15 protein-coding genes and 3 pseudogenes are annotated in these 14,747 nt (G+C 69.6%); 11 read left to right on the forward strand and 7 right to left on the reverse strand.

Annotation, left to right across the window (positions count from 1 at the left end; translation table 11 throughout):
* Positions 1–111 precede the first annotated feature (111 nt).
* The 4 genes and pseudogenes from CP976_RS41865 to CP976_RS41880 all read left to right on the forward strand — a co-directional run bounded on the left by CP976_RS41865 (position 112) and on the right by CP976_RS41880 (position 2,689).
* The gene (locus tag CP976_RS41865; RefSeq protein WP_150485045.1) at positions 112–546 is read left to right on the forward strand and encodes an Rrf2 family transcriptional regulator; all 435 of its coding nucleotides are present in this window, start codon (positions 112–114) and stop codon (positions 544–546) included.
* A gap of 275 nt (positions 547–821) precedes the next feature.
* Positions 822–1,001, forward strand: coding sequence for a hypothetical protein (locus CP976_RS41870; protein ID WP_150485046.1), 180 nt, complete (start codon positions 822–824; stop codon positions 999–1,001).
* 5 nt (positions 1,002–1,006) lie between these two features.
* Positions 1,007–1,804 (forward strand): annotated as a pseudogene (locus tag CP976_RS41875) (IS5 family transposase).
* A gap of 198 nt (positions 1,805–2,002) precedes the next feature.
* Positions 2,003–2,689 (forward strand): haloacid dehalogenase type II, encoded by a 687-nt coding sequence (locus tag CP976_RS41880; RefSeq protein WP_150485047.1) that lies wholly within the window; start codon positions 2,003–2,005, stop codon positions 2,687–2,689.
* Between the two features lie 9 nt (positions 2,690–2,698).
* Here CP976_RS41880 and CP976_RS43340 read toward each other — a convergent pair.
* Positions 2,699–2,888: pseudogene (locus tag CP976_RS43340) on the reverse strand (IS5/IS1182 family transposase); the annotation flags it as partial.
* 566 nt (positions 2,889–3,454) lie between these two features.
* A complete protein-coding gene (locus CP976_RS43345) occupies positions 3,455–3,715 on the reverse strand; it encodes a hypothetical protein (protein ID WP_229876011.1) in 261 nt (86 codons plus the stop codon).
* Positions 3,716–3,929: 214 nt separating this feature from the next.
* Here CP976_RS43345 and CP976_RS41895 point away from each other — a divergent pair, with 214 nt between their 5' ends.
* From CP976_RS41895 to CP976_RS41915, 5 genes are read left to right on the forward strand one after another with little or no spacing between them, the layout of a single operon-like run.
* Positions 3,930–4,469: an RNA polymerase sigma factor gene (locus tag CP976_RS41895; RefSeq protein ID WP_150485048.1), complete on the forward strand. Its 540-nt coding sequence runs from the start codon at positions 3,930–3,932 to the stop codon at positions 4,467–4,469.
* On the forward strand, positions 4,466–5,266 hold the full coding sequence (locus tag CP976_RS41900; protein WP_150485049.1) for a hypothetical protein: 801 nt from the start codon (positions 4,466–4,468) through the stop codon (positions 5,264–5,266). Before CP976_RS41895 ends, CP976_RS41900 begins: the two co-directional genes overlap by 4 nt.
* 33 nt (positions 5,267–5,299) lie before the next feature.
* The gene (locus CP976_RS41905; RefSeq protein ID WP_150485050.1) at positions 5,300–6,094 is read left to right on the forward strand and encodes an ABC transporter ATP-binding protein; all 795 of its coding nucleotides are present in this window, start codon (positions 5,300–5,302) and stop codon (positions 6,092–6,094) included.
* Positions 6,091–7,401, forward strand: a complete 1,311-nt coding sequence (locus tag CP976_RS41910) for a hypothetical protein (protein ID WP_150485051.1) — start codon at positions 6,091–6,093, stop codon at positions 7,399–7,401. Before CP976_RS41905 ends, CP976_RS41910 begins: the two co-directional genes overlap by 4 nt.
* The gene (locus CP976_RS41915) at positions 7,398–7,988 is read left to right on the forward strand and encodes a hypothetical protein (protein ID WP_190146966.1); all 591 of its coding nucleotides are present in this window, start codon (positions 7,398–7,400) and stop codon (positions 7,986–7,988) included. The genes CP976_RS41910 and CP976_RS41915 overlap by 4 nt, the downstream gene beginning before the upstream one ends.
* Here the strand turns inward: CP976_RS41915 and CP976_RS41920 are convergent.
* From CP976_RS41920 to CP976_RS41930, 4 genes are read right to left on the reverse strand one after another with little or no spacing between them, the layout of a single operon-like run.
* The gene (locus CP976_RS41920; RefSeq protein ID WP_150485052.1) at positions 7,969–8,256 is read right to left on the reverse strand and encodes a hypothetical protein; all 288 of its coding nucleotides are present in this window, start codon (positions 8,254–8,256) and stop codon (positions 7,969–7,971) included. The genes CP976_RS41915 and CP976_RS41920 overlap by 20 nt on opposite strands.
* A 12-nt stretch (positions 8,257–8,268) precedes the next feature.
* Complete coding sequence (locus CP976_RS41925; RefSeq protein ID WP_150485053.1) at positions 8,269–11,787, reverse strand: CHAT domain-containing protein; 3,519 nt, start codon at positions 11,785–11,787, stop codon at positions 8,269–8,271.
* A 3-nt stretch (positions 11,788–11,790) separates the two neighbouring features.
* Positions 11,791–11,955 (reverse strand): hypothetical protein, encoded by a 165-nt coding sequence (locus CP976_RS43170; RefSeq protein ID WP_167537518.1) that lies wholly within the window; start codon positions 11,953–11,955, stop codon positions 11,791–11,793.
* Positions 11,955–12,605 (reverse strand): DUF6338 family protein, encoded by a 651-nt coding sequence (locus tag CP976_RS41930; protein WP_150485054.1) that lies wholly within the window; start codon positions 12,603–12,605, stop codon positions 11,955–11,957. The genes CP976_RS43170 and CP976_RS41930 overlap by 1 nt, the downstream gene beginning before the upstream one ends.
* 156 nt (positions 12,606–12,761) lie before the next feature.
* Here CP976_RS41930 and CP976_RS44780 point away from each other — a divergent pair, with 156 nt between their 5' ends.
* Together CP976_RS44780 and CP976_RS41940 are read left to right on the forward strand one after the other, a co-directional pair.
* On the forward strand, positions 12,762–12,932 hold the full coding sequence (locus CP976_RS44780) for a DUF4259 domain-containing protein (protein WP_167537519.1): 171 nt from the start codon (positions 12,762–12,764) through the stop codon (positions 12,930–12,932).
* A gap of 113 nt (positions 12,933–13,045) precedes the next feature.
* Positions 13,046–13,757 (forward strand): annotated as a pseudogene (locus tag CP976_RS41940) (IS5 family transposase).
* On the opposite strand, the gene CP976_RS41945 reads toward CP976_RS41940, so the two are convergent.
* Positions 13,709–14,689 (reverse strand): winged helix-turn-helix domain-containing protein, encoded by a 981-nt coding sequence (locus CP976_RS41945; RefSeq protein ID WP_150485056.1) that lies wholly within the window; start codon positions 14,687–14,689, stop codon positions 13,709–13,711. The pseudogene CP976_RS41940 and the gene CP976_RS41945 sit on opposite strands and share 49 nt — an antisense overlap.
* Positions 14,690–14,747 lie beyond the last annotated feature (58 nt).

A 14,747-nucleotide genomic window follows, 5' to 3' on the forward strand; every position in this document is an offset into this window, starting at 1 on the left:
TTGATCCTTCCTGGCAGTCGCAACGTTATTTGTTACGACAGGCTGTTGCAACCTTCACTGTTACGACTGTGCTGTCGTAACATGAAGCGTTGCGGCCGAGAGGAGGAGTCCATGAGTGCCAACAGCAGGCTGACCATCGCCGCCCACGCGCTGGCCTGGATCGGTCTCTACCAGCGTCAGGGCCATGAGGTCGCCACCTCCGAGCAGATCGCGACCAGCGCGAACACCAACCCCGTGGTGATCAGACGGCTGCTCGGCGAGCTGCGCAGGGCCGGGCTCGTGGAGTCCCGGCGGGGCGTGGGCGCAGGCTGGTCGCTGGCACGCGAGCTGGAGTCGATGACCCTGCTCGACGTGTACGAGGCAGTGGAACCCGGCCCGCTGTTCGCAATGCACCGCACCACCCCGGACCAGGGATGCGTGGTGGGTCACGGCATCCAGCCAGCAATGCAGAGCATCTACGAGGGCATCGAGGGGACCCTGAGACGCGAGCTGGCCCGCGTCACGCTCGAGAACGTACTCCGGGACGTACTCGCGGCATCTCGCTAGCCCCCCCCGTTACGCCCTGACATCACCAAAATCCCCATCCATGCCCAGGCCGGCGAACAGCCTGGCAACCAGTCACGCCAATGGCTGGTGCGGTACCAGACCGTGTCCTACGCGCTCGTAATGATCTTGGTCGAGCGCCCGGTCCGGCGTGACCGATTGACGATTCCGCCGTCCGGGAGGATGTGAGCACCCGGCCGTGGACCGCCATCTCTCGCTCCAGGACCAGCTGTCGGTTCGCACTCACCGTGACCGGGCGGCCTTCTAGGATCCGGTGCATGCTGGCTCCCGAGCTGCTGGAACGGATCACCGTGCGGCGCGCGGAGCTGGATGGACTCGAAGAACAGCTGGCCAAGCATCTGGCGGAGGTGCGGGCCGAGCGGGACGAGCTCACCGTCGCGGAGCGGCTCCTTAGACGTCGTTTCCTTTGGTGTGCTCGTAAGTTGAGCCGTGCGTGAGGGATCTGATCGAGCGGTTGGTGCCGGATGAGTTGTGGGTCCTGTTCCGGCGGGTGGTGCCACCGACTGAGGTGAAGCGTCCGCAGGGCGGCGGCCGACGGCGGGCGGGTGACCGCGAATGCCTCGCCGCGATCATCTTCGTAGCCACCTCTGGTTGCACCTGGCGGCAGCTGCCCCCGGTGTTCGGCCCGGCCTGGCCGACGGTCTACCGGCGCTTCGCCCGGTGGAGCCGGGCTAGGGTGTGGGCTCGCCTCCACCGGGTCGTCTTCGACGAAATCGGCGCCCGCAGTGAACTGGACTGGTCGCGGTGCGCGATCGACTCTGTCAGTGTCCGGGCGGCAAAAGGGGGCCACTGACCGGACCGAATCCGACCGACCGCGGCAAGAGCGGATCGAAAATCCACCTGATCACCGACCGGAACGGTCTGCCCCTGTCACTGGGCATCTCCGGTGCAACATGCACGACAGCCTCGGCCTGGAACCGCTCGTGCGCGGGATACCGCCCATCCGCTCCCGGCGTGGCCCGCGCCGCCGGCGACCGGCCAAGCTCCATGGCGACAAGCGATACGACTACGACCACCTGCGCCGATGGCTCCGCAAGCGAGGCGTCCGTCACCGCATCGCGCGCAAGGCATCGAGTCCTCGCAGCGGCTGGGTCGCCGCCGCTGGGTGGTCGAGAGGACGGTCTCCTGGCTGGCCGGATGCCGACGCCTGCACCGCCGCTATGAACGCAAGGCCGAGCGCTTCCTCGCCTTCGTCGGCATAGCCGCAGTCCTCATCGGCCAACGCCGACTCACCAACTGACACGACGTCTGGTCACCAAACAGAAAGGAGCCTCATGGCTACGACGGAGAGGAGCACAGTAGGACAGGGGGACAGCGGTTCGAGGGAGCGCCCCCTCAAGGTATTGACAATCGTTTCCACCTAATCGACACTCGATGCACATGGTCGACAATCGACAAAGCGGCGCCAGGCTGCTCCGCTGAAGCACCAGGAGGACCAGTGGGATTCGACATCAAGCCCAAGTTCGTGACGTTCGACATGAACGGAACGCTGATCAAGTTCAGCATCAACGACACGATGCGTGAGGTCCTGGGCGACCGACTGCCAGCCGAGGTCGCCGATGAGTACCTGCGGATCTGCAAGGCGTACCGGATCGACGAGTGCACGGGCGCGTACCAGCCGTTCCACCAGGTCGTCGCGCGTTCCATGGAACGCGCCTCGCGCAGCGTCGGTCTCGAGTACCGCGAGGACGACGCGCGGGCGGTGTACGAGATCATCCCCACCTGGGGCCCGTACCCCGGTGTCACCGAGGCGCTGAACCGCCTGGCCGAGGAGGTCCCGCTGGTCATCATCACGAACAGTGACACCGCGCACGCCGGGCGCCTCGCGGAGAACCTCAAGGCCCCGTTCGAGGTCGTCATCAGCGCCGAGGAGATGGGCGTCTACAAGCCGCGACTCCGCGCCTTCGAGTACATGTTTGACAAGCTCGGCGTGACACCCGACGAGCTCGTGCACGTCTCCGCGAGCCCGATGTATGACCACCGCTCCGCGGCCATCATGGGCATCAAGAACAAGGTGTACGTCGACCGCGGCTTCGAGCACGACGAGCACTGGCTCGGCTACGAGCGGATCACCGACATCGCCGACCTCCCGGTCCTCTTCGGCCTGCCGCACCCTACTGCCTAAGACCGTGTCCTAACCGGTGGGGCGGACGCGGCGCTTGTAGCAGCAGAGCGCGGCGGCCAGCCCGAGAAAGGCCAGGTAGTTGCGGGAATTACGCTCGTAGCGGTGGGTGAGTTTGCGGTAGCCGAAGGCCACGACATCTCGGCCCGATCACCCACCTGCGGCGGCCAAGGCGTTCGCTGGACTCGATTCCGCTGCGCGGGGTGCGCGCGGCTAGCTCGTCGAGGTCGGCGGCCGGGTTGATGAGGACAAGGACAGCACTAGATTTTGGGCCCGGGGTTAGCGCCCAGCGCGAGCTGCTCGATCCTCTGGGCTGACGCCTTTGGTCTCCTACTGTTCGCGCCGCGCCACCGTGGAATGTCCTGTTCTGAGCGAGGGCGTCCCCGGTGCGATCGACACCCTCGCTGAAACCCTTGGCGGCGCCGGGGGCGGAACTCGTGCAGGCCCTCGCTGCGATGGCGGCCGCCACCATCGCAGCCGCCGCCTTGGCATCGCCTACGGCCCACCCGACCGGCGCAGCCTCGGCGCCGGATGGTACGGCACTGGCACGGTAGGCCGTCATTCTCGTCTGGACCGGCATCGCGTGGGGAGTGATCGGAATCATCCTGACGATCATCGGTTAACTCTCTGGCGATACATCCAATGAGCACTGTGCATCGTGAAGTTGCTGGTCACGGGTCTGGTGTGACGGGGGCCGGAGTGCTCGTCCTGATCGTGGGCGGATGACTTCGGCGTAGATCATCGGTCACCGGGAGACTTCGCGGTTCGTCAGCACCAGCAGGGCCCGCACCAGGGCGGTCGCCCACTTCGGGTCGGTGCGGACTTGCCGAGGACCCGCCAGTTCTTGAGGTGGGCGAAGCCGTGCTCGACCGGTGCTCGGACGGCGGCGAGGGCCTTGTCGGACAGTTTCTGACCGCGGGTCAATGGGCGGTTCCGGGCGGCCGTGTAACCAGTGATCACGGCCGGGTGGGCGTCGGGGGCGCTGTCGTCGAGGCCGACGACTCCGGCGAATTCGGCGAACCCCTGCACAGTGAGGGTCGACTTGGCGCCCGGTAACGACGCCGGCGAGCGCGGGGCCCGCGTACGCGAGGCTATCCAGGGCAGCTGCCCACGGTGCGATTCGGGCCGGTCGGCGATTTGGACGACCTCGCGCTCGGCGTGAAGCGCTGTTGCTTTCGGTAGCCCGCCGAAGCGTCCGAGAACCTGAATGGACGGTCGTTTCGTCTCCCTGATCGTGAAACGGATGGCAGACCTCGACGAGGCAGAACTCGTGCGTCGCGTCGCCGGTGGTGACCGGGCAGCGTTCGACGAGTTGTATCGGCGTACTTCGCCCTGGTTGGCGGTGCGGCTCCGCCGCCGCTGCGCCGACGACGACGTCGTCGCCGACGTGCTCCAGGAGACCTACCTGGCGGTCTGGCGTGCGGCCGGCAGCTATGCGGGCTCCGTGACCGAGGGCAGTGCGGTCGGCTGGCTCTGGACGATCGCCGCGAACCGTCTCGTCGACGCGTTCCGCCGACGTGCCCGGCAGGAGCGGGTGCCGACGGTTGCCCTGCTCGATACGACCGCGCCGGCCGCCGAGGACGAAGTGATGGCGAACCGCGTCGACCAGAACTTCGAACAGGCGCTGCTGCGGCTGCCACCGGAGTTGCGGCAGGTGCTGCAGGCGATGGTGCTCGATGACCTGTCGGTCCGTCAGACGGCGGTGCTGCTCGGTATGCCGGAGGGCACGGTGAAAACCCGCGCGCGGCGGGCTCGGATCGCGTTGCGGAAGGCGCTCTCATGACTCATCCCACCACCACGATCCTGGCCCGCTACGCGGACGGCGGGCACGGACTCGACGACGCCGCGCTCTGGTCGATCGAGGTCCATCTCGACGCGTGCGCCCACTGCCGTGAGTCACTGGCCGCCAAGGCCACCCCTGCCACGACGGATCTGCTCGACCGTGTCGCCGTCTCGCTCGGCCAGGCGATCGAAGCGAGCCCGTCGCCGACCCGGCAATGCACACCGGCAGCGGCCGTGCACCGACGCTGGCTCGCGTGGACGCTGCTGCCCTGGCTCGCGGTGACCGTCGCGGTGCTGGGCTGTGGCGTACTCCTGGACTCCGCCGAGCCGAGCATGCCGTCGCTCGTGCTGCTGCTGGCCCCGGTGGCTCCGCTACCCGGCGTCGCGGTGGCCTGGAGCCGGCGGATCGACCCCGCCTGGGAACTGATCGCCACCACACCGGCAGCCGGCCTGGCCATGGTGCTGCGGCGGACGCTCGCGGTGCTCGTCGTCGTGCTTCCGGCATTGCTGGTGGCGGGTGTAAGCACCGGAACCTCGCTGGCCCTCACTCTGCTGCCGTGCCTGGCGTTCACGGGGGCCACCCTCGTGCTCGGCGCCCTCATCGGCGTACGGCGCGCGGCGATCGGACTCGCGGTGGTCTGGTCCGCGGCAGTCCTGCTGCCGAGTGTGGCGGCCCAGTCCCTGTCCCCGGTACTGCAGCCGGGCAGCACCGCCGACTGGGTGGTGGCCACCGTGGCCCTTGCCGCGATCACACCGCTCGCCGCCACGCACTTCCGCCGCCTGACCAGTGGCAACTGACCCCCCCATCAACAGGATCAACAGGAGAGACTCATGCGAGCGGTGCGTGCTGCCGAAACGGCTCCCACCCTTCATCCCTGGCTCGTCCACGCAAAAGAACTGCGTGTCCGGGCCGGCCGGCACCTGGCCGTCGATGGACTCGACTTGACGCTGACTGCCGGCGTGCACGGTGTGCTCGGCCCGAACGGCGCCGGCAAGACCACGCTGATGCGCGCGCTGTCCACCGTCGTCAAGCCCGCCAGCGGCTCATTGACGCTGCTCGGCGCGGAGGTGGACGGCCGTGCCGACCTGCGCGAGGTGCGTCGCAAACTGGGGTATCTGCCGCAGCAGTTCGGCTTTTACCCGCGGTTCACTGTCCGCGAGTTCGTCGCGTACATGGCCTGGCTCAAGGATATGCCCAAAACCGCGATACCCGACGCCGTACAACGCGCGATCGATCGGGTGGGTCTCACGACCAAGGCCGACGCCAAGATGAAGACGCTGTCCGGCGGCATGCTGCGCCGGGCCGGCATCGCCCAGGCCATCGTGAACGACCCCGAACTGCTACTGCTCGACGAGCCCACCGTCGGACTCGACCCCGAACAACGTCTCGACTTTCGCGACCTGCTGCGTGACCTCGGCGCCGACAGCTGTGTCCTGGTCTCCACCCACCTCGTCGAGGACGTCGTCGCTGCCTGCACCGACGTCATCCTCATGAACGAAGGCCGACTCCTCTTCCAGGGCACCCCCGACGACCTGATCGCCCGCGGTGGGCAGGGCGACGCGGGCGACAGCCCGGCGGAGCGCGGCTACTCCGCACTCCTGCGCCAGCACCGGAGCAACGCATGAACCGCATCCTCGGCATCGAGCTCCGGCGCTCGGCCGCCCTCGGCGCCGCGCTCCTGATCGCCGTCGCCGGCACGATCGTCCTCCACGCCACCGCGGGGCGATGGTCCACGGGGTGGATGGCGCTGGCCATGACGCAGCGCGAATACCTCGCGGTTCTCTCGCCCCTTGCGATGGCCGCCGGCGCCTGGCAGTCCTATCGCGAGCACCGGGCGAACGTCGCCGAACTGCTCGCCGCTGTGCCCCGCCCAAGACCGCAGCGCATGGTGCCGATCCTGGCCACGACGGCCCTGGCGGTGCTCGTCGCCTACCTGGTCACGCTCCTCGCGGCGGCACCACGGATCGCCGACACGGCGCGCTACCTGCCGCCGGCCGCGTTTGTCGTCGTGGCCGTTGGGCTGGTCGCGATGATCGCCTCGGTCTGGCTCGGGTTGGCCGTCGGACGCCTGGTGCCGGCGCTCGCCACCGCACCCGCGCTGGCCGTGATCGGCTTCGCACTACTGATCCTCGCGCCCCACGCCCTTCCGGACGGCGGATTCACGGCGGCGTTCTCCCCGGCCATGGGGATGAGCATGTTCAGCGACTACGACACCGTCGACGGCGGAGTCAGCGCCGCCCAGGCACTCTGGATGGCCGCCGTTGCGGTGGCCGGCGTCGTGCTCTTCGCCGTCCAGGACCGTAAGTTCGCGTTCGCCGCGCTGCTGCCACTGGCCATCGGGGCCACGGCCACGGCCCTGGTGGTGCCGACCGGCGATGCCTACGACCAAGGGACGCTCGACCCGGTCGCCCAGGAACTGGTGTGCACCGACGACACCCCGCGGGTCTGCGTCAGCCGGGCGCACGAAGGGTTGCTGCCCGAGGTAACCCCCAAGGCCCGGCACGCATTGGAACTCCTGACGAAAACATCAATCGTCGAGGCACATGAGGACACCTCCACGTTCTCTCCTCCTACGTCACCGAGGTCGCGGGCCGACACCGCGCTGATGAGTATCACGGTCGACAAGCACGGTCACCTCGCCAACCCGGGACGGCTCGAACCGACGATGCTCACCGGAGTGTTCACCAGCCCTCTCAGCTGCGGAGACAACCGGAACTTCACAGTCGCCACCGCTGCGGCCTACTGGCTGCTCGACCGGGAGCCGACCGCCGGTCCCGATGGCCTCGAATTCCATGACCCGGACGCCGTCAAGCTCTGGAAGGGACTGCAGGCACTGTCGGGAGCCGAGGCCGAAGCCCGGGTGATCGCCGTCTATCAGGCCGCCCAGAAGTGCCAGGACACCACCGACCTCCTCAGCCGAGGCGCCCGATGACAGGACTGACGCTCTACGTCCGCTCGCGCCAGGTGCCGGCGGCGCTCGGCGCGGCCGTCGCGGGCACTGCCATCGCCTGGCTGCTGGCGACGGCCTTCAGCGTTAAGGGCGAGGTGAGCAGCACCGTACTCGCCCTGACGGTCCTGCTCCTCGTAGCCGTCGCCACCACCACGCTCGGAGGCCCCGACGACACCCTGGACCGCACGGCGGCGAGGCCGTGGGGATGGCTGCGGATGTCCCACCTGGCCACGGCCCTGGGATGCGTACTCATGCTGCTGCTGGCCACACTGCTCACCGGCACGCGGTTCGGGCCGTTCGGATGTGTCGTCCGCGACGCGGCCGGCCTGCTGGGCCTGACCGCCCTGGGGACGGCCACGGTCGGCACCGCTCGCTCGTGGTTCCTGCCTCTCGGGTGGACGCTCGGCGCGGCGGCGTTCCCGGGCATGGGCACCGCGGGGGAGGCGCTGACCTGGCAGACACAGGCCTCCGACAGCCGACCCGCGGCCGTGGTCGCAGCGGCACTCACCGCCGCCGGAACCGCCGCCTACGTCAGCCGAGGCCCACGTACTACAGCCGGAGATCTGTGACGGAGCTCGTGTGGTGTCGTTGACCTCGGGCGTGGATCTCCGGGTGGGCGGCGATGAAGTCAGCGGCCCGGGAGTCGGTGGCCTTGCCCCGCAGCACCGGCAGGCCGTGCCGGGTGATCAGCCCCTCTTCCAGGCCGATGCGGTGGACCTTCTTCCAGCAGCTGGTCATCTCGACGAAGGAGCGGCTGATGTCCATGCCGCTCGCGTCGAAGTCGCCCGACAGCACCAGCACTGCCGGGCGACCCTCCGCCTTGACCCTCGTCTTCACCTTTGCGCGTCATCAGGCGCCCGCGTGGACGTGTGCGGCCCACACCGACGGCAGGTTCGGATACTTCGCCCTGAGCTGCCTGACCGTGCGATGGACCGCCGCCGACGCGCACAACGCACCGGATCGGTCCGCGATCAACTTGCCGTAGAGCTGCCGGCTGAAGGCTGGCGCCACCACGTCGTCGACGCGCCAGAGCGTGCCGACCACCTGGGAGAAACCGGCTATCTGAAAAGCCGCCAACGGGTGGAGCGCCTCGTCGGACAGGCGCGCAGTCGTGCGGGCCGTGTCGCAGGCCGACAGGAACGCGAACTCCGCGTTCCGCAGACGCAGCCGGGAAAGGTCCAGCACCCGAAGCGGCGCGCGGTCGTGGTCGTGCAGCGCGAGGTGGCTGTCCGAAGGGTTGTCCGGGTCGCTGTACCCGTGGCAGGCGAAGTGCGCCCAGCCACTGGCCGGCAAGGCGTCGAGAACGGCGTCACGAGTCGCGTCCGCGCCGACCAGGACCGTGGCGCCGGGCATGAGAGCGGCCAGGTGGTCGGCTTCGGCCTGTGCGCCGGGCAGGTCCGGGGCATCCGGAGTGTGCGGCATCGCGACCACCAGCAGCCGCGGCTCGTTCCGGTCGTCGCGGCGGCCCGCGCGGGCGTGACCCAGGGCGCGGATCGTCGGCGTCGTCGAGGAGACGACGCGGTCGAGGAGCACAGGTCCGCCGTCGCGGTGGTGACCCGCCGCGTGCAGGGGGAGCAGGCTGAGCGGCCCGACCGGAGCCCACCAGATCCTTGGCCACGGACCATCCGCCGTCGGTTCCGCCGTCAGCCCCAGTTCGCCGAGCACAGGGCCCACGATGGTGTCCCACAGCCACTCGAGCGTGTCATGGATCGCCTGCTCGGCGGCCAGCCGCCCCTTCGTGAACGCGGTGTCCAGAGCGCGTACGCGGTGGCTCACGGCCTCTTCGCTCAGCCGGTCCAGTGCGCGTGACCGGACCCCGTCCGGAGTGATGATCAGCGCGTCACACCGGTGCCGGCTGACGTTGACGTACACGATCGGGCCCTCGTGTGCCTGCTCGGTGAGGTCGGTGAGCAGCGGGGGCCGTAGGAACCGCTCCATCCCGGGCAGCGCGCGGATCTGGTCGGTCACCGCGTCGAGCTCGTCGGCGAGGGCCACGCGGTCGCTTGTGGTGTCGGTTTCGAACTCCGCGGTGAGCGTCTGGAAGCGTTCGGCCAGCTCGGGTGCCCGCTCGTGCAGGTCGGAAAGATCGCCGCGGCTGTCGAGTGCCTGGGCGGCGAGCACGCAGCGCCCGGATTCGAGCAGGGTCACCGCGCTCACCTCGTCGCCGGCGGCCAGCGCGCACGCGGCCGCGTCGGCGGCGACCCCGGCGAACCGGCCGATCCAGTACTGGGCGTCCTCGCGGCCCAGGCGGCGCCCGGCGAGCCGGGGCAGCAGCCGGACCGCGGCGGCGTACCCCTCGGCGGCCACGTCGAAATGCCCGGCCTCGGCGGCCAGATCGCCCCACCGGTCCGCCGCTTCCGCCCGGCTTTCCGCCGGCGATCCGGCAGACGCCGCGGCCTCCCGGTAGCAGCCGAGTGCCTCGGTCAGCGCGTCGCCGTCGCCGAGGTGCCGGAAGCCGAGCGCCAGGACGTTGGCGACGAGGGTCAGTAAACCCGCCCGGGAATAGGCGTCCTGCTCGGGTCTTTGCACCGCACTCCGGGCCAGGCCGACCGCCTCGGCGAGGAGTTGCGGATCCGGCGGCTCCCGTCGCGCGGCGGCGGGTGCGACGGGGTTCGTGCACCAGTCGCCGAGCGCGGCGGCCAGACTCGCGGTGTACCCGGGCCAGTGCGGGCTGTCCTGCGGAGTCGCGGCCACGGACGCGCGACGCGCGGCGATCGCGTCCTGCAAAGCGTTCCGGTCGCCGAACCTCTCGTAGGCCATCCCCAGGACACCGCCGAGATTGGCCAGCCGCACGGCCCGGCCCGGGTCGTCGTCCGCCGTCACATCCGCGGCCGCGCGGTGCACGTCGATCGCCTCGTCGAGCACGCTCGCCTCGCCCGTCCTGGTGAACAAGTCGGACAGCATGGTGCCAAGGTTGGAGAGCCGCTGGGCCTGCCCGGCGACCAGGCTCGCGCCGAGGCGGACGGACTCCCTCGCGCGGTCGACCGCCTCCGACAGCACCTGCAGTTCGCCGGTCACCCTGAACCGTTTGTGCAGCACGACGGCGAGGATCCCGAGCGAACGCGGGTGGTCACCCTGCCCGGCGGTGGCCTCGGCGGCACGGCGAGCGACGTCGATCGCGTCCATGACGTGGGCCAGGTCTCCGGTCGCGTGGAACAACGCGTTCAGGTTCACGGCGAGGTTGCCCATGAACTGGACGCGCAGCGGATGGCCCGCCGACGTGCACGCGACCGCCTCCCGCTCGATGATGACGGCCTCCGCGAGCGCGGCGCGGTCCCCGAACGCTTCACCCCGGGTGGCCAGCGCCGTGGCGAAGTGGTCCAGCCGCACGCCGCGGCGGGGGTGCCCGGCGGGGGTCGCCGCCGCCGCCGAACGTCCGAGCTCGATCGCCCGCTCGAGCAGGGCCGAGTCCCGGGTCTGCTCGAACTCGGCGGCGTACCGGCCGCACATTTCGGCTTCGGTGTCGGCGCGTTCCCAGCCACGGTCCGATTTCGGGCCCTCGCCGGTGAGCGCGGCCCAGTCTCGTTCCGTGGTCGTCAGCTCGACGAGGTTCTGCGAGTGCCGCGGATCGGTGACCGGGGTATGGGCCACCAACGTCTGCCGGACGCGAAGCAGTTCGGCCAGATCATCCCGCGCTCCGCGAGCCCGGTAGCGGTCGTCGAGAAGGTACGCGAGGATCTTCAACCGTTCGAGCACGTCGGACGACCCGGCCGGCGTGAGCTCCACCGCTCGCCGCGCGGCGTCGACGGCTTCCTCCACGACACCGGTCTCCCCGGTCTCATGGGACCAGTCGCGCAGGACGACGGCGAGGAAGTGCAGACTCCTGGCGGTGGACACGTCATCGGTGGAGCATGCGACGGCGGCCCGCGCGTGCTCGGCGGCCTCCGCCAGGGGGGCGAGGTCCTTCGTCACGGTGAACGCCGTCCGCAGCGCGACAACGAGGTTGTCCAGGTAGAACGCCTTCCTCGTGGATGGTTCCTCGTCGACGGCCGTCCTGCTCCAGTCCAGCGCGTCGGCCAGGGTTCCGCGGTCCTGGTTCCGCTGGAAGGCGGTGTGCAGCAGCATGCCGATGTTGTTGGCGTAGCTCGCCGAATCCTCCGGGCTTCCGTACGCCAGGAGGTAAGCCTCCGTGACTGCCCGGACGGCTTCCTGCAGGAACTCGAAGTCTCCGGTCTGGTGGTAGCGGGTCTGCAGCAGGCCCCCGAGATCGGACAGGACCGAGCGGCGCTCGGCCACGTCCTCGGCGGCCAGCAGGGCATGGCCGAGTTCGATCGCCTTCTCGACCGACGCGGGGTCCGCGCTGTGCCGGGCCACCTGGAACGCCTCCCAGAACCGCTCGGCCGGACCGTTCGCGGGCCCGCCGCCCACGCGTCAGTCCTCGTTGCCGTTCGAGGTGCCGGCCGGGCCGCCGGGCGCCTCGTCCGGCTCGGCGACCGTGCGTTTCGGGGTGTAGCCGCGTCCCGCGGCCTCCTGCAGCAGCGCCGCCTCTTCGGGCGTGAGCTCGGCTTCGTGCGAGAGCTCGGGTTCGTGCGCCATTATCGCTCCTCTCCCGGCACGGCCGCCGGTTCTCCGGCTTCGACGAACTCCAGCACATCGAAGTCTTCCGCCCGCAGCCGCAGGCCCGCCGTCCCGTGCACGCGCGCGCCGAACGCCCCGTCGGCACCCATCACGCGCGCCGATTCGAGGTACAGCTCGGCCGGGTGGGGGTACGAGGAGGCGTACGATCGGTTGCCGTACCAGCCGCCCGCCCAGTTGCCGTCCTTGAGCCGCACGCGCACGAAGCACGGTTCGCGGTCGCGGAACGCGTGGTCCCAGGCGCTGGGCGTGCGCAGGAACCGAGCCTTGCGCCGCTGCCGATCCACCAGGGAAACGGTGACCGCCGCCACGGCCGGCACGACGAGGAACAGCACCACGGCGACGAAGCCGACCACTCGCGGCCGTTCCACGAAGCCGTCCCAGCCGCCGCCGGCGCCTCGAGCCAGGCGAACCAGCGCCGGCCCCGCCACCACTGCGTACAGGGCGTCCAGCGCGATCGACGCGACGATCGCCCGCAGCACCCGCTCACCCAGATCACGCTCACCGGGCACCGGCCCACGGCGGCGTTCCCGGACGAACTGATAGGTGACCCCGGGCAGCACCAGAAGGACGAGCAGAGCGAGCTGCACGACGGTCGCAGGCGCTTGCACTCACCACCCCCCATGTCTCACGGACTCCGCTCGATCAGGCTACTGCGGGACACGCGACATGCGAACCTACAGGTACGGGCGTGGTCCTGGTCGTAGTGCAGGTGGCAGCCCTGGCACTTGGCGCGGAGGTTGGGCCGGGGCGCAGTTCCCCGGCGTGTGGTCGAGGCGCGCGACGGAACGTGGGGAATCGGCCCGTTCGACAGTGACCTCGCCGCCGACTTTGTTGATGGACTCGAGGGTCTTGCTCCCCAGCAGGTCATCAACGTGCTCGAGCAGGCATTCCAGCGAGTTGCGAACGCTGTCTCTGGGGCTACTAACGACTCCTAACAAAAAGAGGCTTCTGGACCTCTGGGAATGACGGTGTGTCAGTTCTCATTGCTACTGGCTGAAGGGGGGGCGAGCCAGTCGAGACGAGGAAGACCGCTGACAGGCCTTGGGAGATCGACGACGAGTTGTGGGCGCGCATCGAGGCTGCTGCTGCCGGTCGTCCCACGTAATCCGCGGCGTACAGGTCGTCAGCGTCCGGATAGTCGCAAGGTGCTGTGCGGGATCCTGTTCGTGCTGTACACCGGAATCCGCTGGGAGTTTCTGCCCCAGGAGCTGGGCTTCGGCTCGGGGATGACCTGCTGGCGACGGCTATGGGACTGGAACGAGGCTGGGGTCTGGCAGCGCCTGCACGAGCTGCTGCTGTCCGAGCTGCGGGCCGCAGACCTGCTGGACTTCTCCCGCGCAGCGGTCGGCTCCAGCCACATCCGCGCGGTGAAGGGCGGGCCGGCCACCGGTCCGTTCCCGGTGGACAGGGGCAAGGCAGGCAGCAAGCACCACCTGATCGTCGAGGCGCACGGCATCCCGCTCGCGGCAATCACCACCGGCGGCAACCGCAACGACGTCACCCAACTGATCCCGCTGATCCAGGACGTCCCGCCGATCCGCGGCAAGCGCGGCCAGCCACTGCGCCGCCCCAGGTATCTGTACGCCGACCGCGACTATGACCACGAGGTCTACCGGGACGAGGTCCGCCGGTTCCACGAGGCTTTCCTCACCCTCGGCTGCGCAATCATCTGCTGGCGGCGCCTCAAGAAAGCAGTGCTGAATCTGAGCCCTCAGCCCAAACCGGCGACCAGTGCCTCGCCGAGCGGGGTGCGGCGGTAGAGCACGGACCGTCCGGACCGGGCGCGGACGAGCAGTCCCGCGCCTCGCAGGATGGCGAGGTGGTCTCCTACCGCGCCGGGTGCCATGGCGAGGCTTCGGGCGAGGTGGCTGGTACTGGCCGGGGCGTCCAGCGCCAACAGCAGCCGGGCTCGGGCCCGGCCGACGAGAGCGGTCAGGGCATCCGGTCTGGGGACGCTCTCCTGTTCGCCCCACAGGGCGGCGGTGCCGCGGGCAGGATAGATCAAGGTCCTGGGCCAGGGGTCTTCCAGGTGCGCGGCGATATTCGCGACGAATACCGAAGGGATCAGCAGGAGCCCGTCGCCGGCGAGGCGGACTGTTCCGACTTGAGGGAAGTGGCCGATCTCGATACCGCCGGCTTGCCAGGCGATGCTCGGGTGCAGGCTCTCGATGGCCGTGGCCCATCCGTGTTCGCCGATCACTCCCACCCGGTGCACGACGTCGCGCTCACAGATCGCGCGCAGTTGCGGCCAGTCTGTGGCGAGCAGCTCGTGCCAGGCCTGGTCCATCGCCTCGGCGATCCTGGAGACGGCGTCCGTGGAGTCCAGCACTGCGCGTACGCGGGGATCACGGGCGGACGGGCCGGTCGCGTTGGTGGCGATTTCGTGGCGGGCCGCTTCCAGCGGTGTGGCCCGGATCATGGCCAGGTCGTCTGCCCAGGTCTGGCTGAGGCCGCGCGGGGGCGGAGCGACGAAGTTCGGTCCGGATTGCGGGCTGTGCAGGGCGAGGGCGGCGTTCAGTTCGCTCTCGCGGCGAAGCCGTTCAAAGGCCGGCAGGAGCCGGGTGGCCCAGGCTCGCGGCAGCGGCCTGTCTTCGCCGGCAAGCGAGCGCAGCAGGAAGCACAGGTCCATTGCGGGCGACAGCGCGAAGCGGCTGCGCAGCAGGTCCTCGACGGAGACTTCGAAGCGCAGCACCCTGGGATGCTATCGCGGGACGTTGTTCCGATTCGTCCAGCGACGAATCATTGGTGAG

It is taken from the genome of Streptomyces coeruleorubidus (assembly GCF_008705135.1).
Classification (GTDB): Bacteria; Actinomycetota; Actinomycetes; order Streptomycetales; family Streptomycetaceae; genus Streptomyces; species Streptomyces coeruleofuscus.